Annotated in this window: 20 protein-coding genes; 11 read left to right on the top strand and 9 right to left on the bottom strand. The window is 53.4% G+C overall.

Features of this window, described 5'->3' with window-relative positions:
* Positions 1–145: 145 nt before the first annotated feature.
* The 8 genes from prmA to E6P06_RS24955 all read right to left on the bottom strand — a co-directional run bounded on the left by prmA (position 146) and on the right by E6P06_RS24955 (position 7,751).
* Positions 146–1,027 (bottom strand): 50S ribosomal protein L11 methyltransferase, encoded by an 882-nt coding sequence (gene prmA / locus E6P06_RS24990; RefSeq protein ID WP_016151073.1) that lies wholly within the window; start codon positions 1,025–1,027, stop codon positions 146–148.
* 11 nt (positions 1,028–1,038) lie between these two features.
* A complete protein-coding gene (panF, locus tag E6P06_RS24985) occupies positions 1,039–2,490 on the bottom strand; it encodes a sodium/pantothenate symporter (protein WP_139935820.1) in 1,452 nt (483 codons plus the stop codon).
* Entirely contained in the window at positions 2,480–2,722 is a 243-nt protein-coding gene (locus tag E6P06_RS24980) for a YhdT family protein (protein ID WP_003025216.1), read from the bottom strand. The genes panF and E6P06_RS24980 overlap by 11 nt, the downstream gene beginning before the upstream one ends.
* A gap of 107 nt (positions 2,723–2,829) precedes the next feature.
* Positions 2,830–4,179 (bottom strand): acetyl-CoA carboxylase biotin carboxylase subunit, encoded by a 1,350-nt coding sequence (gene accC, locus E6P06_RS24975; protein WP_003025213.1) that lies wholly within the window; start codon positions 4,177–4,179, stop codon positions 2,830–2,832.
* Positions 4,180–4,189: 10 nt separating this feature from the next.
* Positions 4,190–4,660, bottom strand: coding sequence for an acetyl-CoA carboxylase biotin carboxyl carrier protein (accB, locus tag E6P06_RS24970; protein WP_003025210.1), 471 nt, complete (start codon positions 4,658–4,660; stop codon positions 4,190–4,192).
* A 392-nt stretch (positions 4,661–5,052) separates the two neighbouring features.
* The gene (msrQ, locus tag E6P06_RS24965; RefSeq protein ID WP_057063162.1) at positions 5,053–5,652 is read right to left on the bottom strand and encodes a protein-methionine-sulfoxide reductase heme-binding subunit MsrQ; all 600 of its coding nucleotides are present in this window, start codon (positions 5,650–5,652) and stop codon (positions 5,053–5,055) included.
* Positions 5,653–6,657, bottom strand: coding sequence for a protein-methionine-sulfoxide reductase catalytic subunit MsrP (msrP, locus tag E6P06_RS24960; RefSeq protein ID WP_003844816.1), 1,005 nt, complete (start codon positions 6,655–6,657; stop codon positions 5,653–5,655).
* A 119-nt stretch (positions 6,658–6,776) separates the two neighbouring features.
* Entirely contained in the window at positions 6,777–7,751 is a 975-nt protein-coding gene (locus tag E6P06_RS24955) for an MDR family oxidoreductase (protein ID WP_016151069.1), read from the bottom strand.
* A gap of 225 nt (positions 7,752–7,976) precedes the next feature.
* On the opposite strand from E6P06_RS24955, the gene csrD reads away from it, so the two are divergent.
* The 8 genes from csrD (at position 7,977) to tldD (ending at position 20,439) form a co-directional block, all read left to right on the top strand.
* The gene (csrD, locus tag E6P06_RS24950) at positions 7,977–9,917 is read left to right on the top strand and encodes an RNase E specificity factor CsrD (protein WP_016151068.1); all 1,941 of its coding nucleotides are present in this window, start codon (positions 7,977–7,979) and stop codon (positions 9,915–9,917) included.
* Positions 9,918–10,223: 306 nt separating this feature from the next.
* Entirely contained in the window at positions 10,224–11,267 is a 1,044-nt protein-coding gene (gene mreB, locus E6P06_RS24945) for a rod shape-determining protein MreB (RefSeq protein WP_000913396.1), read from the top strand.
* 66 nt (positions 11,268–11,333) lie between these two features.
* A complete protein-coding gene (mreC, locus tag E6P06_RS24940) occupies positions 11,334–12,356 on the top strand; it encodes a rod shape-determining protein MreC (protein WP_003844819.1) in 1,023 nt (340 codons plus the stop codon).
* Entirely contained in the window at positions 12,357–12,845 is a 489-nt protein-coding gene (gene mreD / locus E6P06_RS24935) for a rod shape-determining protein MreD (protein WP_003025196.1), read from the top strand.
* A gap of 7 nt (positions 12,846–12,852) precedes the next feature.
* Positions 12,853–13,446 carry a nucleoside triphosphate pyrophosphatase gene (locus tag E6P06_RS24930; protein WP_003839891.1) on the top strand — a complete coding sequence of 198 codons (594 nt, stop codon included), beginning with the start codon at positions 12,853–12,855 and terminating at the stop codon, positions 13,444–13,446.
* Positions 13,436–14,905, top strand: coding sequence for a ribonuclease G (gene rng, locus E6P06_RS24925; RefSeq protein ID WP_003025190.1), 1,470 nt, complete (start codon positions 13,436–13,438; stop codon positions 14,903–14,905). Before E6P06_RS24930 ends, rng begins: the two co-directional genes overlap by 11 nt.
* Positions 14,906–15,016: 111 nt before the next feature.
* Entirely contained in the window at positions 15,017–18,832 is a 3,816-nt protein-coding gene (gene yhdP, locus E6P06_RS24920; protein ID WP_139935819.1) for an AsmA2 domain-containing protein YhdP, read from the top strand.
* A gap of 161 nt (positions 18,833–18,993) precedes the next feature.
* Positions 18,994–20,439 (top strand): metalloprotease TldD, encoded by a 1,446-nt coding sequence (gene tldD / locus E6P06_RS24915; RefSeq protein WP_139935818.1) that lies wholly within the window; start codon positions 18,994–18,996, stop codon positions 20,437–20,439.
* 86 nt (positions 20,440–20,525) lie between these two features.
* On the opposite strand, the gene aaeR is transcribed toward tldD, so the two are convergent.
* On the bottom strand, positions 20,526–21,455 hold the full coding sequence (gene aaeR / locus E6P06_RS24910) for an HTH-type transcriptional activator AaeR (protein ID WP_003839896.1): 930 nt from the start codon (positions 21,453–21,455) through the stop codon (positions 20,526–20,528).
* Positions 21,456–21,639: 184 nt separating this feature from the next.
* On the opposite strand from aaeR, the gene aaeX reads away from it, so the two are divergent.
* From aaeX to aaeB, 3 genes are read left to right on the top strand one after another with little or no spacing between them, the layout of a single operon-like run.
* Complete coding sequence (gene aaeX / locus E6P06_RS24905) at positions 21,640–21,843, top strand: p-hydroxybenzoic acid efflux pump operon protein AaeX (protein WP_003025177.1); 204 nt, start codon at positions 21,640–21,642, stop codon at positions 21,841–21,843.
* A gap of 7 nt (positions 21,844–21,850) precedes the next feature.
* Entirely contained in the window at positions 21,851–22,783 is a 933-nt protein-coding gene (gene aaeA, locus E6P06_RS24900; RefSeq protein ID WP_003025174.1) for a p-hydroxybenzoic acid efflux pump subunit AaeA, read from the top strand.
* Between the two features lie 5 nt (positions 22,784–22,788).
* The gene (gene aaeB, locus E6P06_RS24895; protein ID WP_003025171.1) at positions 22,789–24,756 is read left to right on the top strand and encodes a p-hydroxybenzoic acid efflux pump subunit AaeB; all 1,968 of its coding nucleotides are present in this window, start codon (positions 22,789–22,791) and stop codon (positions 24,754–24,756) included.
* Positions 24,757–24,824 lie beyond the last annotated feature (68 nt).

The following is a 24,824-nucleotide window of genomic DNA, read 5'->3' as shown; positions in this document are numbered from 1 at the left end:
AAAACGATAGAAATGCATACGTACACTCAACGAAAACAATATAAAAATTAACAAAATCAATTAAATATTGTATCCCGAGGAGAGGTATCGCTGTGCTGGTCTATTGTCTGAAAATGGCGTGGTCAGATAACCACGCCGGAAGGGATTATTTTTTATGACCGGTAATGCGGCACCATTCTTCTTTCTCGATAACCGGATCGAGCGTAAAGAGATCGGCATAGGCTTCACAGACGCTTTCCGCCTGGCTGGCAAGAATACCAGAAAGCCCCAGCAAACCGCCTTCTACGGGCAGTACGCTGATTAACGGAGCCAGTTCACGTAATGGGCCAGCAAGGATGTTGGCGACCACCACGTCGGCTTTCATCGCCTCTGGCTGGTCTTTCGGCAGATAAAGCTCCAGACGCTCAGAAACACCATTACGCTGGGCGTTATCACGGCTGGCCTGAATCGCTTGCGGATCGATATCCACGCCAATGGCTTTCGCCGCACCCAGTTTCAGTGCCGCAATGGCAAGAATGCCGGAGCCGCAGCCAAAGTCGATAACCGTTTTACCGTTAAGATCAAGACCGTCCAGCCATTGCAGGCACAGAGAGGTGGTGGGGTGCGTGCCTGTACCAAACGCCAGACCCGGGTCCAGCATCACGTTGACAGCATTCTCATCCGGGACATCGCGCCAGCTCGGGCAAATCCACAGACGTTCGCCAAAGCGCATTGGGTGGAAGTTATCCATCCATTCGCGTTCCCAGTCTTTGTCTTCGAGCTGTTCGATTTTATGCACGAAGCCTTCACCCAGCAGCGGATGCTGTTCCAGGATGGCAACAACTTCTTTCATGTCGGTTTCTGCATCGAACAAGCCGATAACGTCGGTATCACCCCACAGGCGAGTCTCGCCCGGCAGAGGTTCAAATACCGGCGTATCATGCGTATCCTGGAAAGTAATGGAAACGGAGCCCGCTTCCATCAGCGCATCGCTCAACTCTTCAGCGTTGGCACCGGTCGTGTTCAGTTTCAGTTGGATCCATGGCATGGCAAAACTCTTTATTTATCAGTAGTCAATATGGCGACTTGCGGGACGGCGGAACCGAAACGGTTGCCGATCAGGAAAGCCAGCAAGCTTATCAGTAACGAGGGCACGATCGGATGGAAGCCCTGGAACTGAACGTTAAAGGTGGCGAGTAAAGCATAAAGCACGCCGCCGACAATCATCGCGCTCAATGCGCCAGCCGCGTTTGCTCGCTCCCAGTACAGGCCCAGCACCAGCGGCCACAGGAAGACGGCTTCCAGCCCGCCAAACGCCAGCAGATTCAGCCAGATAATCATCTCTGGTGGTTTCCAGGCGGCCAGCAACAGTAACGCGCCCAGCAATAGGGTAATCACTGCTGACATGCGCTTCAGCCGGGTTTCGTTTTCCAGCTGTTCCGGGCGAAGGTTCAGGTACAGATCCTTAATGATCGTAGCGGAACTTTGCAGCAATTGAGCATTGATCGTCGACATGATCGCAGCCATTGGGGCCGCGAGGAAAATCCCGGCAGCGACCGGCGGCAAGACTTTGACCATCAGCGTAGGGATAACCAGATCTGGTACCGTCAGGTCAGGGATTACCGCCCGTCCCAGAGCACCCGCCAGATGCATACCAAACATCAGGATCGCCACCACTATGGTGCCGATGATAATGCCGCGGTGTACCGCTTTACTGTCTTTATAAGAGATGCAGCGTACCGCCGTATGCGGCAGGCCAATCACGCCAAAGCATACCAGCACCCAGAATGAGGTCATAAACGTGGGTGACAAAATATCATCAGCGCCTTGCGGTGAGACCAGTTTAGGATCGATAGTCTGCAGGGTTACCACCGCATTGCTAAGGCCACCGGCAGCATGGACGACGCCGACCAGCAAAACGATAGTTCCAATCAGCATCACCATACCCTGCATGGTATCGTTCAGTACACTGGCGCGAAATCCGCCGAACGCCGTATACAATGCGATACTGACGCCAAAAATCAGCAATCCAGTTTCGTAAGGAATGCCCGCTGCGGTTTCAAGCAGACGTGCGCCGCCAATAAACTGTACGGTCATTGCTCCGACAAACGCGACCAGCAGGCTGAGACTCGCCAGCCACACCAGCAGGCGGCTCTGGTAGCGCGCAAACAGCATATCGTTGAGGGTAACAGCATTATAACGACGCGCCAGAATCGCGAATTTCTTACCAAGAATCCCCAATGAGAGCCAGACGGCAGGCAACTGGATCATCGCCAGCAGCACCCATCCCAGTCCGTATTTGTAAGCAGCGCCAGGACCGCCAATAAACGAGCTGGCGCTAATGTAGGTTGCCGTTAGCGTCATCGCTAACACGACCCCGCCCATGGAACGGCTGCCAAGGAAATATTCATTCAGGAAGGTACCGGTCACTCTCTTACGCATGGCGTAAACAGAAAGACCGAAGACCACCAGAAGATAGGCGACCAGCGGTAAAATAACTTCAAGCTGCATCGTCATCCTCCAACGAAATGTCGCGATAGATAAACTTCACCATCGCCCAGCACAGCACGATGAAAACCAGCGGCGTTAGCAGGCAGGCCATTTCGAACCAGTGCGGTAAGCCGGTAAAACCCAGCGTTGAATCAGGTAAGTAAGCGGTCACTAACCATGTAACCAGATATAAAAGGGTTAGCCACAGCGCCCAGCGCGCCTCTTTATGGGCCTGAACAAAACGAGCGTCCATTTTTTGTCCCTTGTGGATAAAGAAAGCGGGGATTGTACCTTATGGCACGTGCGGGAGGGGAGAAAAACAAAAGGCCGGAATTTCCGGCCTTTTTGGTTAACGCACGCTTACTTTTCCTGAAGTCCGAGTTTTTTCTCCAGATAGTGGATATTGGTTCCACCGTGCTGGAAGTGCTCGTCATTCATGATACGGATCTGCAGGTCAACGTTGGTTTTGATACCGTCGATGATCAGTTCCTGCAAGGCGTTTTTCATACGGGCGATAGCGACGTCGCGGTTTTCGCCATAGCAGATCAGCTTACCGATCATTGAGTCATAGTACGGAGGTACGGTGTAGCCTGCGTAAATATGAGACTCCCAACGCACACCAAAACCACCCGGCGCGTGGAAACGCGTGATTTTACCCGGGCTTGGCAGGAAGGTGTTCGGGTCTTCGGCATTGATACGGCATTCTACCGCATGGCCTTTAACCACAACTTCGTCCTGCTTGATGGACAGCGGTTGACCCGCTGCGATGCGCAGTTGCTCTTTGATCAGGTCAACGCCGGTGATCATTTCGGTTACCGGGTGTTCAACCTGAATACGGGTGTTCATCTCAATGAAGTAGAACTCGCCGTTTTCGAACAGGAACTCGAAAGTACCCGCCCCGCGATAGCCGATATCAACACAGGCTTTGGCGCAACGCTCGCCGATGTAGCGACGCAGTTCCGGAGTAATGCCCGGTGCTGGTGCTTCTTCGACAACTTTCTGGTGACGACGCTGCATGGAGCAGTCACGCTCTGCCAGATAAATTGCGTTACCCTGACCGTCTGCCAGCACCTGAATCTCAATGTGGCGTGGGTTTTCCAGGTACTTCTCCATGTAAACCATGTCGTTGTTGAAAGCCGCTTTCGCTTCCGCTTTGGTCATGGAGATGGATTGTGCCAGTTCGGCATCGCTGCGCACGACGCGCATACCGCGACCGCCGCCGCCGCCGGAGGCTTTGATGATAACCGGATAACCGATGCGTTTAGCATGAGCGCGGTTAGCGTCCATGTCATCACCCAGCGGGCCGTCAGAGCCTGGGACTGTTGGTACACCTGCTTTCTTCATCGCGGTGATTGCGGACACTTTGTCACCCATCAGGCGGATGGTGTCGGCTTTCGGGCCGATGAAGATAAAGCCGGAACGTTCTACCTGTTCAGCAAAGTTGGCGTTCTCAGAGAGGAAGCCATAACCCGGGTGAATTGCCACCGCGCCAGTGATTTCAGCAGCGCTAATGATAGCCGGGATGTTCAGATAGCTTTTTACGGATGCTGCCGGGCCAATACAGACCGTCTCATCCGCCAGCAATACGTGTTTTAAATCGCGATCCGCGCTTGAATGCACCGCGACAGTCTTGATGCCCAGTTCTTTACAGGCACGAAGAATACGCAAGGCAATCTCGCCGCGGTTGGCGATAACAATTTTATCCAACATGTTCGCCTCGTTATTCGATGACGACCAGCGGCTCGTCAAATTCTACCGGTTGACCGCTTTCTACCAGAATCGCTTTAACTACGCCGGATTTGTCGGCTTCGATCTGGTTCATCATTTTCATGGCTTCAACGATGCACAGGGTATCGCCCGCATTCACTTTCTGGCCGATTTCGATGAACGCTTTCGCATCCGGGCTCGGGGTGCGGTAGAACGTACCAACCATTGGGGAGCGTACGATGTGACCACTGATTTCCGCTGCTGCCGGAGCTTCCATACTTGGAGAGGCAGTTTGTGCGACAGCGTTAGACAGAGCTGGCTGCTGCATCACTGGTGCAGCATAAGCCTGTTGCATCATCGGAAAACTTGCAGCTGGCGCTGCACGGCTGATGCGTACAGATTCTTCGCCTTCAGAAATTTCCAGTTCGGAGATGCCTGATTCTTCAACCAGCTCGATCAGTTTTTTAATCTTACGAATATCCATGAGTGGGTTCCGTACTCTTTGTTTAGTGAGATTGTGACAAGCGTTTTACCGCCGTCTGTATAGCATTTTTATAACAGTGAGTGACAAGATGCCACGCATCTCAGGCGCTGCACTGGGTGCTGCTGCCATTAAATGAGATTGCCAGACTTGTTAGTCATTGTGCGGCTATCTTCTGCCATTTTCGGGTAAAAGACAAAATATACCTTCAATATGCGATTGTCACCCTTTCCGCGCTTTAAAAACGCTACCGGGGATAGCAAAGTCGCACATTATAACTATTTCGTAGCAATTGGCAGCTAAATACTGGTCTTATCAGGGAAGATAATCAACCGTTAACATGTAAAGAAAATCGGATCGTCCGTGTTTTGCAACGCACTGCACATAACGTGAAACTACCGCCACCACTGGCGAAACTTCTTGTAACGGCACGCTAACAGCACCGCCGCGAGCGCTGCATAAATAATCGGTTGAGGGGAGATAATTTTTACCGACCACAGATAATGTATGGGTGCCAGGATCGCCACAAGATAGACGAAGTTGTGCAGATACTGCCATTTTTTACCCAGCATTCTCTGTGCAGCTTGCGTAGACGTTAAGGTGAGGGCGAATAATATGACCCAGCTAGCAATGCCCAATGTTAAATAAGGTCGCGTAAGTAATTCGCGCCCTAATAACGCCAGATTATTAATGCCCAGCTCCAGTAACGCGTAGCTGGTTAAATGCAGCGTTGCCCAGGCGAAACACCATAGCCCTAACAGACGACGTGTGCGTATCAATAATGGCTGTTTAGCGTAGCGCGTGAGTGGAGAGACCAGCAAGGTCGCCAGCAAGAATTTCAGAGCTGTCCTACCGGTAAAGTGCTGGATATCTTTGACCGGATCGGCGCTCAGGCCGCCGTGATTTACCGCCCAAAATAGCCAGACAAACGGCAATAAACCGGCAAGATGCAGGCAAACTTTCAGCCCGATAATGTGCTTTGCGGTCAGACGCACTTAAAAATTCTCCTGCAAATTGAGTCCGCGATACAGTGATGCAACCTCTTCGGCATAGCCGTTAAACATCAGCGTGGGCTGACGCTGTACGTCCAGGATACCGCCTGCGCCAATAAAACGCTCAGTGGCCTGGGACCAGCGGGGGTGATCGACATGCGGATTCACGTTGGCATAAAATCCGTATTCATTGGGCGCGGCCAGATTCCAGGTTGTCGGAGGGCGTTCGCGCGTGAGTTTGATACTCACGATCGACTTAATGCCTTTAAATCCATATTTCCACGGCACAATTAAGCGAATGGGCGCGCCATTTTGTGGCGGAAGGGCCTTACCATAAACCCCCACAGTAAGCAGTGTGAGTGGGTGCATTGCTTCATCCAGACGCAGTCCTTCAACATAGGGATATTTTAGCCCGCCGCCAATAAAGCGATCTTTCTGTCCCGGCATATCATCCGGTGCGTACAGCGTTTCGAACGCGACATACTTTGCGTTGCTGGTGGGTTCAACCTGCGCCAGCAGTTTATGTAACGGAAAGCCGATCCACGGCACGACCATTGACCAGGCTTCCACGCAGCGCATCCGATAAATCCGTTCTTCCAGCGGGAAACGGGCGGTCAGCGCATCGTGATCGAGGGTGAGTGGTTTTGCCACCTCGCCACTGATTTGCAACGTCCACGGATCGGTTTTCAGGCTGCCTGCATTGGCTGCCGGATCCGCTTTATCGAGACCGAACTCGTAGAAGTTGTTGTAGCCAGAAACCTTATCCGCAGGCGTTAAAGGAAGTGAATTTTGCCAGGCGGAGGGCTTACTGAAATCAAGCGGCTTACCTGCAGGTGCGGGCGGGCGGTCATTACCCTTAAACCAACTCAGAAGGTCAGCCTGAGCAGAGTGGGGTAAAGACAACGCGGCTGCGCTGATCCCTAGTGCTTTCAGCACCTGGCGACGCTGCATAAAAAAAGCCGACTCGTCAGTGACGTCGGCTTCTGTAAATGGACGTAATTTCTTCATAACAGACTCCCGGCTTACGCGTCATAACTGACAGGGGACGCGTAGTTAATATGGCAGGGAGTCTGTAGATGTGCTGCGAAATTTGGATAATTAAGTGTAAATTTCTGCGCCAGGGCCTGTTACTTCACCTTCACCAGCGTACGGCCTTGCACCTGGTTATTGATGATGGCATCGGCGAACTTCGGCGCATCAGCCAGCGTAATTTCCGTTGCCGCCTGAGCATAGAAAGATTCCGGCAGATCCTTAACCAGACGCGCCCAGGCCTCTGCACGGCGTGCCGGCGGGGTCATCACCGAGTCCACTCCTTGCAAACGAACGTTACGCAGAATGAATGGCATCACCGTGGTCGGCAGAGCGAAACCACCCGCCAGGCCGCAGGCGGCAACGCAGCCACCGTAGTTCATCTGCGCCAGAACTTTTGCCAGAACTTTGTCGCCAACGGTATCCACCGCGCCAGCCCACAGCTGTTTTTCCAGCGGACGAGACTCGGCAAACTCATCGCGGCCAAGAATACGGTTAGCGCCCAGGCTTTTCAGGTAGTCGTGGGTGCTTTCACGGCCCGAAACCGCCGCAACCTGATAACCCAGCTTATGCAGTAACGCAACGGCTGTGCTGCCCACGCCGCCGCTGGCGCCGGTGACGACAATTTCACCGTCTTGCGGGCGAATACCTGCATCTTCAAGCGCCATTACGCACAGCATAGCGGTAAAGCCGGCGGTACCGATGACCATGGCTTTACGCCCATCCAGTCCTTTTGGCAGCGCAACCAGCCAGTCGCCTTTCACGCGTGCGCGCTCTGCCAGTCCACCCCAATGATTTTCACCCACGCCCCAGCCGGTCAGTAACACTTCCTGACCCGCATGAAAACGGGGATCTTCGCTTGCACGCACGGTACCGGCGAAATCGATACCAGGAATCATCGGAAAATTACGAATGATTTTACCCTTGCCAGTGATAGCCAGAGCATCTTTATAGTTCAGGCTTGACCAGTGGATATCCACCGTAACATCGCCTTCAGGTAGCTGATTTTCGTCGAGGGGTTGAACGGATGCGAGGGTTTTACCGTCCTGCTGTTCTAAGATCAAAGCCTGCATAACCTGTCCTCAATTCGTATAGTGGATTGGAAAATTATTAATGAAGACTATACTCGCTAATCAAAACATGATGCCGATTCTGCGCAATAAATTGCCAGATATACCTGATTTGGTAGTATGCCCACACTGTATGTATAAATGGACGGATTTTGCGTTCAGTTTTGCATTTTTGGGTCGCTTTATCACTTTCAGGCCTGTTTCATAACTGTCGGAGTTAACACAAGGATGCGATTAACGACGAAATTTTCAGCTTTTGTCACGCTGCTTACTGGGTTAACGATCTTCGTGACTCTGATCGGCTGTTCGCTGAGTTTCTATAACGCTATTCAATATAAGTTCACCACGCGCGTGCAGGCGGTCGCGACGGCGATTGATACGCATCTGGTCTCCAGAGATGTCGTTGCGTTAACCCCGCAAATCGATGAGCTGATGGTTTCTGTTGATATCGTGCGCATCGAACTGTTGCAGGGCGAACACGTGGTGTATGACCACTCGCGCACCAGTAGCTACCGACCGGCAGGGACGAACAATCTTTACCGCGAGATCACCGTACCGTTGGTCAAGCATCCGGGCATGTCATTGCGTCTGGTTTATCAGGATCCGATGGGTAACTATTTCCATTCGCTACTGACCACCGCACCGCTCACGATAGCCATTGCTTTCATTATTCTGATGCTCTTTTTGTCTGTGCGCTGGCTTCAGCGCCAGCTTTCGGGTCAGGAGCTGCTGGAGATTCGTTCCACACGTATTCTGAACGGCGAACGTGGGCCGAACGTGCGGGGAACGGTCTATGAATGGCCTGCGCGCACCAGCAGTGCGCTCGATATGCTGCTGACTGAAATTCAAAATGCTCGCGAGCAACGCAGCCGTCTGGATACGCTGATTCGTTCCTATGTCGCGCAGGACACAAAAACTGGGCTAAGCAACCGCCTGTTCTTTGATAACCAACTGGCCACGCTGCTGGAAGATCAGGAAAAAGTAGGCTCGCATGGCGTCGTGATGATGGTACGCCTGCCGGACTTTACGCTGCTGCGCGATAGCTGGGGAATCACCCTCGCGGAAGAACAAATCTCGACGCTGATCAATTTGTTGTCGACTTTTATGACGCGCTATCCGGGCGCGTTGCTTGCGCGTTACCACCGTAGCGATTTTGCCATCCTGCTGCCACACCGCACGTTGAAAGAGGCGGAAAGTATTGCCGGGCAATTATTAAAAGCGGTAGATGCACTTCCGGCTAATAAAATGATCGATCGTGCCGATATGGTTCATATTGGCATTTGCGTTTGCCGCAGCGGTCAGTCGCCGGAGCAAGTGATGGATCATGCTGAAGCAGCCACGCGGAATTCGGTATTGCAGGGCGGAAATAGCTGGTCGGTCTATGATGACTCGCTGCCGGAAAAAGGTCGGGGCAACGTACGCTGGCGAACGCTGATCGAACAGATGCTCAGCCGGGGCGGGCCGAGAATTTATCAAAAGCCTGCAGTAACCCGTGAAGGGCGGGTGCACCATCGGGAGCTGATGTGCCGTATTTTTGATGGTAACGAAGAGGTCATTTCGGCGGAATATATGCCGATGGTCCTTCAATTTGGCCTGGCTGAAGAGTATGACCGTTTGCAGATAAGCCGTCTGACCCTGCTTTTGGGTTACTGGCCGCAGGAAAATCTGGCGATGCAGATAACGGTTGAATCGCTTATTCGCCCACGTTTTCAGCGCTGGCTGCGTGATACGCTGATGCAGTGCGAAAAATCATTACGCAAACGCATAATTATTGAACTTGCTGAGGCAGATGTCTGTCAACATATCAGCCGGTTACAGCCCGTTATCAGATTGATGAATGCGCTGGGCGTGCGTATTGCCGTTACGCAGGCGGGGTTAACGCTGGTGAGCACCAGTTGGATTAAAGAGCTTAACGTTGAGTTATTGAAGCTGCATCCAAGTCTGGTGAGGAACATTGATAAGCGAACGGAAAATCAGCTTCTGGTTCAAAGCCTGGTGGAGGCCTGTTCGGGAACACCCACGCAGGTTTACGCTACGGGCGTACGTTCGCGTAGTGAGTGGCATACGCTGACAGAACGCGGAGTTGCGGGTGGGCAAGGGGATTTTTTTGCTGCATCACAACCACTTGACACTAACGTGAAAAAATATTCGCAAAGATACTCGGTTTAACCTGCCGTTTAATTTGTTTTCACGTAGAATAACGCGCGCTGTGCCTTCTGGGGGTGTGCTTGCCTGCTCGCCAGGTTGTAACAGCAAACATGCAGGTGAATGACCTTTGACAGGTTGCAAACAAAAGCGAGGAGTGCTGCTGATTTATTCAGCCCTGATGGACTCAGGCCGGTTTTGTAACAAAGGAAACGAACTGCACTAATTTTCACCGTAGCAGATGATTTTTGCGCCTTGTCGCTGCTGCGTGTGGTTGGTAAAGTAAGCGGATTTTGTTTTCCGCCCCAGCTTTCAGGATTATCCCTTAGTATGTTGAAAAAATTTCGTGGCATGTTTTCCAATGACCTGTCCATTGACCTGGGTACCGCGAATACCCTTATTTATGTAAAAGGACAAGGCATCGTATTGAATGAGCCTTCTGTTGTGGCCATTCGTCAGGATCGTGCCGGTTCGCCGAAAAGCGTGGCTGCAGTAGGTCATGATGCGAAGCAGATGCTGGGTCGTACGCCGGGCAATATCGCTGCAATTCGCCCAATGAAAGACGGCGTTATCGCTGACTTCTTCGTGACTGAAAAAATGCTCCAGCACTTTATCAAGCAAGTGCACAGCAATAGCTTCATGCGCCCAAGCCCGCGCGTACTGGTGTGTGTACCGGTTGGAGCAACTCAGGTTGAACGCCGTGCGATCCGTGAATCAGCTCAGGGCGCAGGTGCTCGTGAAGTCTTCCTGATCGAAGAGCCGATGGCGGCTGCGATCGGTGCGGGTCTGCCAGTTTCTGAAGCAACCGGTTCAATGGTTGTTGATATCGGTGGTGGTACCACTGAAGTTGCTGTTATCTCCCTGAACGGCGTGGTTTACTCCTCTTCTGTTCGTATTGGCGGCGACCGCTTTGATGAAGCCATCATTAATTATGTTCGTCGTAACTACGGTTCTCTGATCGGTGAAGCGACCGCAGAACGTATTAAACACGAGATCGGTTCCGCTTATCCGGGCGACGAAGTGCGCGAAATCGAAGTTCGCGGTCGTAACCTGGCTGAAGGCGTTCCGCGCGGCTTTACCCTGAACTCCAACGAGATTCTGGAAGCCCTGCAGGAACCGCTGACCGGTATCGTTAGCGCGGTAATGGTTGCACTGGAACAGTGCCCGCCGGAACTGGCGTCTGACATCTCCGAACGCGGTATGGTGCTGACCGGTGGCGGTGCGCTGCTGCGTAACCTTGACCGTCTGTTAATGGAAGAAACCGGTATTCCAGTTGTTGTTGCTGAAGATCCGCTGACCTGCGTGGCGCGCGGCGGCGGCAAGGCGCTGGAAATGATCGACATGCACGGCGGCGACCTGTTCAGCGAAGAGTAATCGGATGCAGGTTGGGTAGCCCCCGCGGGTTGCCCTTCCGCTCTGATACGAGAATACGCATAGACTATGAAGCCAATTTTTAGCCGTGGCCCTTCGCTACAGATTCGCCTTATTCTGGCGGTGCTGGTGGCGCTCGGCGTTATTATTGCCGACAGCCGCTTGGGTACGTTTAGTCAAATCCGAACGTACATGGATACCGCCGTCAGTCCTTTCTACTTTATCTCAAATGGTCCTCGTGAATTACTCGACGGCGTGTCGCAAACGCTGGCTTCGCGTGACCAACTCGAACTTGAAAACCGGGCATTGCGTCAGGAACTGCTGCTGAAAAATAGCGAACTGCTGATGCTGGGGCAATACAAACAGGAGAACGCGCGTTTGCGCGAGCTGCTGGGATCGCCATTGCGTCAGGACGAACAAAAGATGGTGACGCAGGTCATCTCAACGGTTAATGACCCTTACAGCGATCAGGTGGTGATCGACAAAGGGAGCGTTAACGGCGTCTACGAAGGTCAGCCGGTTATTAGTGACAAAGGCGTTGTGGGTCAGGTCGTGGCGGTGGCTAAACTGACGAGCCGCGTGCTGCTGATTTGCGATGCGACGCATGCGCTGCCCATTCAGGTTCTGCGTAACGATATTCGCGTGATCGCTGCGGGTAACGGCTGCACTGACGATCTTCAGCTCGAACACCTGCCGGCCAATACCGACATTCGCGTTGGCGATGTGCTGGTCACCTCGGGTCTGGGCGGGCGTTTCCCTGAAGGTTATCCGGTTGCTGTTGTTTCTTCCGTTAAGCTGGACACTCAGCGCGCTTATACCGTGATTCAGGCTCGCCCGACCGCGGGTCTGCAGCGTTTGCGCTATCTGTTGCTGTTGTGGGGTGCCGATCGTAATGGCGCGAACCCGATGACGCCGGAAGAAGTACACCGCGTTGCCAATGAACGTCTGATGCAAATGATGCCGCAAGTTCTGCCAGCACCAGATGCCATGGGGCCGCCTGCGCCAGTGCCAACTCCTGCAACAGGTGTGACTTCTGCGCCTGTGGATACCACGCCGCCACAACCTGCTCCGCGTAAGCCGGGAGGACAGTAAGTGGCAAGCTATCGTAGCCAGGGACGTTGGGTGATTTGGCTCTCGTTCCTTATTGCACTGTTGCTGCAAGTCATGCCCTGGCCGGATGACATTCTGGTTTTCCGGCCAAACTGGGTACTGCTCATCTTGTTGTATTGGATCCTGGCGCTGCCGCATCGCGTAAATGTGGGCACGGGATTTGTGGTGGGTGCCATACTGGATCTCATCAGCGGCTCCACGCTTGGCGTGCGCGCATTGTCGATGAGTATCATTGCTTATCTGGTCGCGCTGAAATTCCAGCTATTCCGAAACCTCGCGCTCTGGCAACAGGCGCTGGTGGTCATGTTGTTATCACTGGTCGTGGATATTATTGTTTTCTGGGCCGAGTTTTTAGTGATCAACGTCTCTTTCAGACCTGAAGTGTTCTGGAGTAGTGTAGTGAATGGCGTGCTTTGGCCATGGCTATTCTTACTGATGCGTAAAGTCCGTCAGCAGTTTGCGGTGCAATAAGGTTGATATGAATACTCTGTATCTTGCTTCAGGTTCTCCACGTCGTCAGGAGTTGCTCGCTCAGCTTGGTGTTACGTTTGAACGACTGATCCCTGGGATTGAAGAACAGCGGCACCCGCAGGAAAGTGCGCAGCAGTACGTTTCCCGTCTGGCGCGCGAAAAAGCGCAGGCTGGTGTAGCGCTGGCACCGCGCGATTTGCCGGTATTGGGTGCGGATACCATCGTTATCCTTAATGGCGAAGTGCTGGAAAAACCGCACGACGCTGCCCACGCCGCAGCAATGCTGCGCAAACTGTCGGGCAAAACGCATCAAGTTATGACGGCCGTGGCACTGGCCGATTGCCAGCACAGTCTGGACTGCCTGGTAGTGACGGAAGTGACATTCAGAGCACTAACCGATGAGGACATCGCGGGTTATGTTGCCAGCGGTGAACCAATGGATAAAGCAGGTGCATACGGTATTCAAGGGTTGGGTGGCTGTTTTGTCAGGAAGATAAATGGCAGCTATCACGCCGTAGTCGGCTTACCGCTGGTAGAAACGTATGAGTTGCTGACCAATTTTAACGCACTGCGTGAGAAAAGGGATAAACATGACGGCTGAATTGTTGGTAAACGTAACGCCATCGGAAACTCGGGTGGCTTACATTGATGGCGGTATTCTGCAGGAAATTCATATTGAACGTGAGGCGCGACGCGGAATCGTAGGCAATATCTACAAAGGTCGTGTAAGTCGTGTACTTCCGGGTATGCAGGCGGCTTTTGTAGATATTGGACTGGATAAAGCCGCATTTCTTCACGCTTCTGACATCATGCCGCACACCGAATGCGTGGCGGGTGAAGAACAAAAACAGTTCACCGTACGCGACATTTCTGAACTGGTGCGCCAGGGTCAGGATCTGATGGTGCAGGTGGTAAAAGATCCTTTGGGAACGAAGGGCGCACGCCTGACGACGGACATCACGCTTCCTTCCCGTTATCTCGTTTTTATGCCGGGGGCCTCGCACGTTGGCGTATCCCAACGTATCGAAAGCGAAACGGAACGCGAACGTCTGAAAAAAGTGGTGGCGGATTACTGCGATGAGCAGGGTGGTTTCATCATTCGCACGGCGGCAGAAGGCGTATGCGAAGAGGATCTGGCCTCGGATGCTGCCTACCTGAAACGCGTCTGGACAAAAGTCATGGAGCGTAAAAAGCGCCCGCAAACGCGCTACCAGATGTACGGTGAACTGGCACTGGCACAGCGCGTGTTGCGTGACTTTGCTGATGCGCAGCTTGACCGCATCCGCGTCGACTCCCGTCTGACCTATGAGGCGTTACTGGAATTTACGGCGGAATATATCCCCGAGATGACCAGCAAGCTGGAACATTACAGCGGGCGTCAGCCTATTTTTGATCTCTTTGATGTAGAGAATGAAATCCAGCGCGCGCTGGAACGCAAAGTTGAGCTGAAGTCCGGCGGTTATCTGATCATCGATCAAACTGAAGCGATGACCACCGTCGACATCAATACCGGCGCGTTTGTTGGGCATCGTAATCTCGACGACACTATCTTTAATACTAATATTGAAGCAACGCAGGCCATTGCTCGTCAGCTGCGTCTGCGTAACCTCGGCGGCATTATCATTATCGATTTTATCGACATGAATAATGAAGATCACCGTCGCCGGGTGCTGCACTCCCTGGAGCAGGCTCTGAGCAAGGATCGTGTAAAAACCAGCATTAACGGTTTTTCACAGCTGGGCCTGGTGGAGATGACGCGCAAACGCACACGTGAAAGCGTGGAACATGTATTGTGCAACGAGTGTCCAACCTGCCATGGGCGTGGTACGGTGAAAACGGTGGAAACCGTATGTTATGAAATCATGCGCGAAATCGTGCGGGTACACCATGCATATGACTCCGATCGTTTCCTGGTTTATGCCTCTCCGGCAGTGGCTGAAACCCTGAAAGGTGAAGAGTCACATGCGCTGGCGGAGGTTGAGATCTTTGTCGGCAAACAGGTCAAAGTACAAATCGAACCGCTGTATAACCAGGAGCAGTTCGACGTCGTCATGATGTAAATCGTGTAGTGGCACCCGCGCATGTAGGCCGGATAAGGCGCAAGCGCCGTCATCCGGCAATATTCACTCAAGGGGTGTGAGTCATATTTTTTGGTAGACAAGGAGAGGTGCGTGAGGCGATTGCCGGGGATATTACTGCTCACTGGAGCCGCATTCGTTGTCATCGCAGCGCTGCTGGTCAGTGGACTGCGCCTTGCGTTACCTCATCTTGATAGCTGGCGTCCAGCCATTCTTGGCAAGATTGAATCCGCTACAGGTCTACCTGTTTCCGCCAGTCAGCTTTCTGCCAGCTGGCAAAATTTCGGTCCTACGCTTGAAGCGCGTAATATCCATGCGCAGCTAAAAGATGGGGGAGAATTTTCGGTAAAACGCGTCACGCTGGCGCTGGATGTCTGGCAAAGTTTGCTGCACATGCGTTGGCAGTTTCGCGATCTCACCTTTTGGCAACTGCAGTTGCGCACCAATACTCCTATCCAGCGTAGTGAAGGCGGAGATGGAATTGAAACCGACCATCTCAGCAATCTCTTCCTGCGTCAGTTTGATCATTTCGATCTACGCGACAGTCATATCAGCTTTATAACCCTCTCAGGCCAACGTGCTGAACTGGCGATCCCACAGCTTACCTGGCTGAACAATAAAAATCGGCATCGCGCCGAGGGTCAGGTCAGCCTCTCCAGCCTGACCGGACAGCACGGCGTTATGCAGGTGAGGATGGATCTGCGCGACGATAATGGGCTATTGAATAATGGTCGGGTCTGGTTGCAGGCAGACGACATTGACGTCAAACCGTGGTTGGGCAAATGGATGCAGGACAATGTCGCCCTGCAAACTGCGCGTTTTAGCCTGGAAGCATGGATGACGATCAATAAAGGCGTTGTCTCCGGGGGGGATGTCTGGCTGAAGAAAGGCGGTGCCAGCTGGCTGGGTGACAACCGTACGCATACGCTCTCTGTCGATAACCTGACGGCGCACATCAGCCGGGAACAGCCGGGCTGGCAATTCTCCATTCCCGATACCCGTATCACCATGGATGATAAACCCTGGCCGAGCGGAGCGTTAACGCTGGCCTGGATCCCTGAGCAGGAAGTCGGTGGTGAGAATAACAAGCGCAGCGACGAGCTTCGCATTCGTGCCAGCAATCTGGATCTGGCCGGATTAGAAGGTCTGCGCCCGATGGCGTCCCGGTTATCGCCTGCGCTGGGTGATATTTGGCGCGCCACGCAGCCGAGCGGCAAAATAGATGTGCTGGCGCTGGATATCCCGTTACAGGCGACAGAAAAAACCCGCTTCCAGTCCGCATGGACCAATCTGGCCTGGAAACAGTGGAAGTTGTTACCGGGGGCTGAGCATTTCTCCGGTACGCTGGCGGGCAGCGTTGAAAATGGGGCGCTCACCGCCTCCATGAAGCAAGCCAAAATGCCGTATGAAACTGTCTTCCGCGCGCCGCTGGAAATAGAGAACGGCGTGGCGACGCTAAGCTGGCTGAAAAATGATAAAGGTTTTCAGTTAGATGGGCGCAACATCGATGTTAAAGCGAAAGCGGTACGCGCGCGCGGTGGTTTTCGCTATCTGCAGCCCACTGGAGATGAACCGTGGTTAGGCATTCTGGCTGGCATTAGCACCGACGACGGCTCTCAGGCCTGGCGCTATTTCCCGGAAAACTTGATGGGCAAAGAGCTGGTTGACTACCTCAGCGGCGCTATTCAGGGCGGCGAAGCGGATAACGCCACGCTGGTGTATGGCGGTAACCCGCATCTGTTCCCGTATCTGCACAACGAAGGGCAATTTCAGGTTCTGGTGCCGCTACGTAACGCGAAATTTGCTTTCCAGCCCGACTGGCCTGCGCTAACCGATCTCAATATTGAACTGAACTTCATTAACGATGGTCTGTGGATGAAGACGGATAGCGTCAATTTAGGCGGCGTGAAGGCCAGTAACCTGACGGCTAATATTCCCGACTATGCTAAAGAAAAACTGCTGATTGATGCCGATATCAACGGGCCGGGCAAGGCGGTCGGACCTTATTTTGATGAGACGCCGTTGAAGGACTCCCTCGGCGCCACGCTTGAGCAGTTGCAGATTGATGGCGATGTGAATGCTCGCTTACATCTGGATATTCCGCTAGACGGCTCGCTGGTTACCGCCAAAGGCGATGTCAACCTGCGTAATAACAGCCTGTTTATTAAACCGCTCGACAGCACGCTGAAGAATTTGAATGGTAAATTCAGCTTTATCAACGGCGATCTGAAGAGCGAGCCGATGACGGCGAACTGGTTTAATCAGCCGCTGAACGTCGACTTCTCCACCACCGAAGGGGCGAAAGCCTATCAGGTAGCCGTGAACCTGCAAGGCGACTGGCAGCCAACCCGCATGGGGATTTTACCAGCGCAGGTCAACGATGCCTTAAGCGGCAGCATGGCGTGGAATGGCAAGGTGGGTATCGATCTTCCGTATCATGCCGGACCGACCTACGACATTGAGCTCAAAGGCGACCTGAAGAATGTAAGTAGTCACTTACCTGCTCCGCTGAATAAGGCAGCCGGTGAGGCGTTACCGGTGAACGTTAAGGCCAACGGCAATCTGCGCAGTTTTGAACTGACCGGCAACGCGGGCAGTAAGAACCACTTTAACAGCCGCTGGCTGCTGAATCAGAAACTGACGCTTGACCGCGCAATCTGGACGTCGGAAAGCCGCACCGTGCCCGCGTTACCCGATCAGCAAGGTATTGAGCTTAACCTTCCCCCTATGGATGGCGCGCAATGGCTGGCGTTGTTCCAGAAAGGCGCAGCAGATAACGTTGGCACCAACGCCAACTTCCCGCAGCGCATTACGGTGCGTACGCCATCGTTATCCCTGGGCGGTCAGAATTGGAATAACTTGAGTATCGTGTCTGAGCCTGCGAGCAATGGCTCCATCGTGCAGGCGCAGGGACGTGAAATAAATGCCACGCTGGCTATGCGCAATAATGCGCCGTGGCTGGCCAATATTAAGTATCTTTATTACAACCCCAGCGCGGCGAAAGCGTCGCCGACGAAAGCACCACTGAATAGTACTCCAGCCTCGCCGTTTTCCGCCGTGGACAACGTCAGCTTCCGCGGCTGGCCGGATGTTCAGTTACGCTGTGCCGAGTGCTGGATGTGGGGACAGAAATATGGGCGTATTGATGCCGATGTGGCGATTAAAGGCGACACGCTAACGCTGAGTAACGGTCTGTTGGATACAGGCTTTGCCAGACTGACCACCGATGGCGTGTGGGTGAACGCGCCGGGCAAAGAACGAACGTCACTGAAGGGTAAACTGAGCGGCAGTAAAATTGACTCCGCTGCCAGTTTCTTTGGCGTATCGACCCCGATTCGTAACTCTTCGTTCAACGTGGAGTATGACCTGCACTGGCGTAACCCGCCATGGGATCCAGATGAAGCTTCGCTGAATGGGATTTTGCGTACCCGGTTGGGCAAAGGTGAGCTTACTGAACTCAGCACCGGACATGCGGGGCAACTCTTGCGACTGCTGAGCTTTGATGCGTTGCTGCGTAAACTGCGTTTTGATTTTAGCGATACTTTCAGCGAAGGTTTCTATTTCGACTCGATTCGCAGCACGGCCTGGATCAAAGATGGCGTGATGCATACCGATGACACGCTGGTGGACGGTCTGGAGGCAGACATTGCGATGAAAGGCTCGGTGAACCTGGTGCGCCGGGAGCTGGATATGGAAGCCATTGTCGCGCCGGAAATTTCTGCCACCGTAGGCGTTGCCGCTGCGTTTGCTGTCAATCCAATTGTCGGCGCGGCGGTGTTTGCTGCCAGTAAGGTTCTGGGACCATTGTGGAGCAAAGTGTCGATTCTGCGTTATCGCATCACCGGTCCGGTCGATAAGCCGCAGATTAACGAAGTTCTGCGTCAGCCGCGCAAAGAAAGCCAGCAATAATTTGACGGGGGCGAGTAATTGCCCCAATCTCAACATAGATCCTCTACCGCAGTCCGTAGGCCGGATAAGGCGTTCACGCCGCCATCCGGCATTGAAGTGCCTGATGGCGACGCTGGCGCGTTTTATCAGGCCTACAACAGTAACTAATGAGTAGCAAAACGATGAGTCTGAACCTGGTAAGTGAACAATTGCTAGCGGCAAATGGCCTGAAACATCAGGATCTGTTTGCCATCCTGGGCCAACTGGCCGAACGCCGTCTTGATTACGGCGATCTCTATTTTCAGTCGAGCTATCACGAATCCTGGGTTTTAGAAGACCGCATCATTAAAGATGGTTCTTACAATATCGATCAGGGCGTTGGCGTGCGCGCCATCAGCGGCGAAAAAAAAGGGTTTGCCTATGCAGACCAGATTAGCCTGCTGGCGCTGGAGCAGAGTGCTCATGCTGCCCGTACTATCGTGCGTGACAGCGGTGACGGCAAAGTAAAAACGCTGGGAGCTGTGGAGCATCAGGCGCTTTACACGTCGGTTGATCCTCTGCAGAGCATGAGCCGCGAAGAGAAACTGGATATTCTGCGCCGCGTAGACAGCGTGGCGCGTGCCGCCGACAAGCGCGTCCAGGAAGTAACCGCCAGCCTGACCGGTGTTTATGAACTGATCCTGGTAGCAGCGACCGACGGTACGCTGGCCGCTGACGTTCGCCCGCTGGTACGCCTGTCCGTAAGCGTACAGGTGGAAGAGGACGGTAAGCGCGAGCGCGGCGCCAGCGGTGGCGGCGGTCGTTTTGGCTATGACTATTTCCTGGGCGACCTTGATGGTGAAGTTCGTGCTGACGCATGGGCGAAAGAAGCCGTACGCATGGCGTTGGTTAATCTCTCTGCGGTAGCTGCGCCTGCTGGTACGCTGCCGGTAGTACTCGGCGCTGGCTGGCCTGGCGTTCTGCTGCATGAAGCGGTCGGTCATGGTCTGGAAGGCGACTTTAACCGCCGTGGTACCTCGGTATTCAGCGGTCACATGGGGGAGCTGGTAGCGTCAGAACTGTGCACCGTGGTGGATGACGGCACAATGGCGGACCGTCGTGGCTCTGTGGCTATTGATGATGAAGGCACGCCGGGTCAGTACAACGTGCTGATCGAAAACGGTATTCTGAAAGGCTACATGCAGGACAAACTGAATGCGCGCCTGATGGGCGTTGCGCCAACGGGTAACGGTCGCCGCGAATCTTACGCGCACCTGCCGATGCCACGTATGACCAACACCTATATGCTGCCGGGGAAATCTACGCCGCAGGAAATCATCGAATCCGTTGAATACGGTATTTATGCGCCTAACTTCGGCGGCGGCCAGGTGGATATCACCTCCGGGAAATTTGTGTTCTCTACGTCTGAAGCATATCTGATTGAAAACGGTAAAGTCACCAAACCGGTGAAAGGCGCGACGCTGATTGGGTCTGGTATCGAAGCGATGCAGCAGATTTCGATGGTGGGTAACGACCTGAAACTGGATAACGGGGTTGGCGTGTGCGGTAAAGAAGGGCAGAGCCTGCCGGTGGGCGTGGGCCAGCCGACGCTGAAGGTGGATAACCTGACCGTGGGTGGCACCGCATAACATCATGATGTATGCCCGATAAGCACCAGTGCCATCGGGCATCTTTCCGGATGCGGCGTCAATGCCTTATCCGGCCTACACTTTTTTTATTTCTCTTTTCCCCGACCGTACATTCCCTGAAACAGCTGTGCTACATCGACAAAATAGTCTGTCAGATAGTTAATCACCACCTGCACCTTGAGCGGCAATTTGTCTTTTTCGGTATACAGCGCATAGACCGGACGCGGATCCGACTGGTAGCGGGGAAGCAGAATCTCCACTTCGCCACGATTGATCTCATTGATCACCCACATCAGCGGTACATAGGCAATGCCTGCGCCTGCGGCCAGCCAGCGCACCAATGTCATCGGATCGTTAGTCACAAAACGACCCTCTGGGATCAGGCGGGTGGAAATTCCTTCCGGAGCGATGAGCTCGAATTCATTATCCGGGCGTACGCTGTATTCCAGCCACGAGTGGTTGCTGAGATCGGCAGGTTTCTCCGGGGTGCCAAACTGTGCGAGATAGCTTTTCGCCGCGCAGACCACCATCGGCATAGCCCCCAAACGGCGTGAAAACAGGCTGGAGTCCTGCAACGCGCCGACGCGGATAACCACGTCCAGACCATCAGCGATTAAATCCGGGGCCGGGATGCCGGTCACCAGATTTACCGTCAATCCCGGATACTCTTTCAGCATCGTGGCGGTTAATCCGGCGAGGACATTTTGTGCCATAGTTGAAGAACAGCCAATGCGCAGAGTGCCGATGGGCGTGTTGTTAAAGGCATAGAGTTGCTCGTGAACATCCTGCGCTTCGTGCAGCATTCTCCGGCAGCCCTGATAATAAATTTTACCGGCTTCAGTTAGCCCAATGCTACGCGTGCTGCGGTTTAGCAGCTTGACCTGTAGCTCATCTTCCAGTTTTGAGACCGTCTGGCTTATCGATGAAACGCTCATTTGTAGCTGTCTTGCGGCGGCGGTGAAGGAGCCCATTTCGACAACTTTGGCGAACACCGACATACGTTTTAATCGTTCCATTGTTCACTCTGGCTTAAAAGTGATTTAGATCACATAATATAGATAACAGCATAACAGTTACGTTAATATATTATTATTCAAATAACGGCTATGTCGCTCTCGCCTGGCTCATCCTTGCCCTTCTCTGCGGTGACATACGCTAGAAAATCTATCATCTGCACTCTCTTACGTTACCAAGGTCAACATGAGTCTGTTTCCCGTTATCGTGGTGTTTGGTCTGTCCTTCCCACCGATTTTTTTCGAATTACTTTTGTCACTGGCGATTTTCTGGCTGGTGCGCCGGGTGCTTGTTCCGACTGGCATCTATGATTTTGTCTGGCATCCGGCTCTGTTTAACACCGCGCTGTATTGCTGTCTGTTCTATTTAATAACGCGCCTGTTCGTTTGAGGTTGAAGTGAAAACACTAACAAGAAAACTCTCCCGCACGGCCATTACCGTGATACTGGTCATTCTGGCCTTCATCGCTATTTTTCGCGCATGGGTGTTCTACACCGAGTCGCCGTGGACGCGTGATGCGCGTTTCAGCGCCGATGTCGTCGCGATTGCGCCGGATGTTGCGGGCCTTATTACCAACGTTAACATCCATGATAACCAACTGGTGAAAAAGGATCAGATCCTGTTCACTATCGACCAGCCACGCTATAAGAAAGCCCTCGAGCAGGCCGAAGCTGACGTGGCCTATTATCAGGTACTGGCGCAGGAAAAACGCCAGGAGGCCGGTCGTCGTAACCGACTGGGCGTGCAGGCTATGTCTCGTGAAGAGATTGACCAATCAAACAACGTCCTGCAAACCGTATTACACCAGCTTGCGAAGGCACAAGCGACCCGCGACCTGGCGAAATTAGATCTGGAACGTACCGTTATCCGCGCGCCAGCAGACGGCTGGGTGACTAACCTGAACGTCTATAGCGGCGAATTTATCACGCGCGGTTCCACGGCGGTGGCGTTGGTCAAACAGCATTCTTTCTATGTGCTGGCGTATATGGAAGAAACCAAACTGGAAGGCGTCCGCCCTGGGTATCGCGCTGAAATCACCCCGCTTGGCAGTAATAATGTGCTGAAGGGCACGGTTGATAGTGTGGCGGCTGGCGTAACGAATGCCAGCAGCACGCGGGACGCCAAGGGTATGGCGACCATTGATTCCAATCTTGAATGGGTGCGTCTGGCGCAGCGTGTGCCGGTGCGAATTCGTCTTGATGAGCAGCAGGGAACCTTGTGGCCTGCCGGGACGACGGCGACCGTCGTCATTACCGGCAAGCAGGATCGCGATGCCAGCCAGGAATCTTTCTTCCGTAAAATGGCGCACCGCCTGCGCGAATTTGGTTAATCGCGATGGGTATTTTCTCCATTGCCAACCAGCATATCCGCTTTGCGGTAAAACTGGCCTGCGCGATTGTACTGGCGCTGTTCGTTGGCTTTCACTTCCAGCTTGAGACCCCGCGCTGGGCGGTGCTGACCGCGGCCATTGTGGCGGCAGGTCCGGCCTTTGCTGCTGGCGGAGAACCTTATTCAGGTGCTATCCGCTATCGAGGCATGTTGCGTATTGTCGGGACATTTATCGGCTGTATTGCCGCCCTGATCATTATCATCAGCATGATCCGCGCCCCGCTATTGATGATCCTGGTGTGTTGTATCTGGGCCGGTTTTTGTACCTGGATCTCGTCGTTAGTGAAGATCGAAAACTCTTATGCCTGGGGGCTTTCAGGCTATACGGCGCTGATCATCGTCATTACTATCCAGGCTGAACCGCTGCTGACGCCGCAATTTGCGCTCGAACGCTGTAGTGAAATTGTGATGGGTATTGTCTGTGCCATTGTTGCCGACCTGCTCTTTTCGCCCCGTTCGGTGAAACAGGAGATTGATGTTGAACTGGATAGCCTGCTGGTGGCGCAATATCAGCTTATGCAGCTGTGCATTAAGCATGGCGACAGTGAGGAAGTGGACAAAGCCTGGGGAGATTTAGTCCGGCGTACGGCGGCGCTGGAAGGCATGCGTAGTAACCTGAATATGGAGTCCTCGCGCTGGGTGCGGGCTAACCGCAGACTCAAGGCATTGAATACGCTGTCGCTTACGCTTATCACACAATCCTGCGAAACCTATCTTATTCAGAACACCCGACCAGAACTGATCACCGATACCTTCCGCGAGTTGTTCGATACGCCGGTTGAAACGGTACAGGATGTCCATAAACAGCTGAAGCGGATGCGTCGGGTGATTGCATGGACCGGTGAACGTGACACACCTGTCACAATTTACACCTGGGCCGGGGCGGCAACGCGCTATCTGTTACTTAAACGTGGAGTTGTCAGCAACACCAAAATTAGCGCTATCGAAGAAGAGATCCTGCAAGGCGAACCGGTGGTGAAAGTGGAATCTGCCGAGCGTCACCATGCGATGGTTAACTTTTGGCGCACCACGCTTTCTTGTGTGCTGGGAACCTTATTCTGGCTGTGGACCGGCTGGACATCCGGCAGCGGCGCAATGGTGATGATTGCGGTCGTCACCTCGCTGGCAATGCGTTTGCCCAACCCGCGCATGGTGGCGATAGACTTTATCTACGGTACGTTGGCGGCGTTACCGCTCGGGGCACTCTATTTCCTGGTGATTATCCCTAATACGCAGCAAAGCATGTTGTTGCTGTGCCTGAGCCTGGCAGTGCTGGGATTCTTTCTGGGGATTGAAGTACAGAAACGACGGCTGGGTTCGATGGGGGCGCTGGCCAGCACCATTAATATCATCGTGCTGGATAACCCGATGACCTTCCACTTTAGCCAGTTCCTTGACAGTGCACTGGGGCAGATTGTTGGCTGCATGTTGGCGTTTATCGTCATTCTGCTGGTGCGTGATAACTCTCGTGACAGAACGGGTCGTGTGTTGCTCAACCAGTTTGTCTCGGCGGCGGTTTCAGCGATGACCACCAACGTTGTACGTCGTAAAGAAAACCACCTCCCGGCGCTTTATCAGCAGCTGTTTTTGCTGATGAACAAATTTCCGGGCGACCTGGCGAAGTTTCGCCTGGCGCTGACCATGATCATCGCACACCAGCGCCTGCGCGATGCGCCGGTGCCGGTAAACGAAGATCTCTCCGCATTCCATCGCCAGCTTCGACGCACTGCCGATCGCGTGATTTCTGCAGGAAATGACGACAAGCGCCGACGCTACTTTAGCCAGTTGCTGGAAGAGCTTGAGATCTATCAGGAGAAATTAATCATCTGGCAAGCACCACCACAGGTGACCGAGCCGGTAAAACGACTCAGTGGGATGTTGCACAAATACCAGCATGCGCTGGTCAGTAATTAAGAGTTGAAAACCGACGCTAAAAGCGTCGGTTTTTTTATGGCTATACTTACCTGAAAATGCGAGAGACC

Source organism: Citrobacter sp. CF971, from assembly GCF_006385635.1.
GTDB classification, from domain to species: Bacteria; Pseudomonadota; Gammaproteobacteria; order Enterobacterales; family Enterobacteriaceae; genus Citrobacter; species Citrobacter freundii.
Note: the sequence above shows the minus strand (reverse complement) of the source record. Positions and strands in the feature narration are given on the sequence as shown.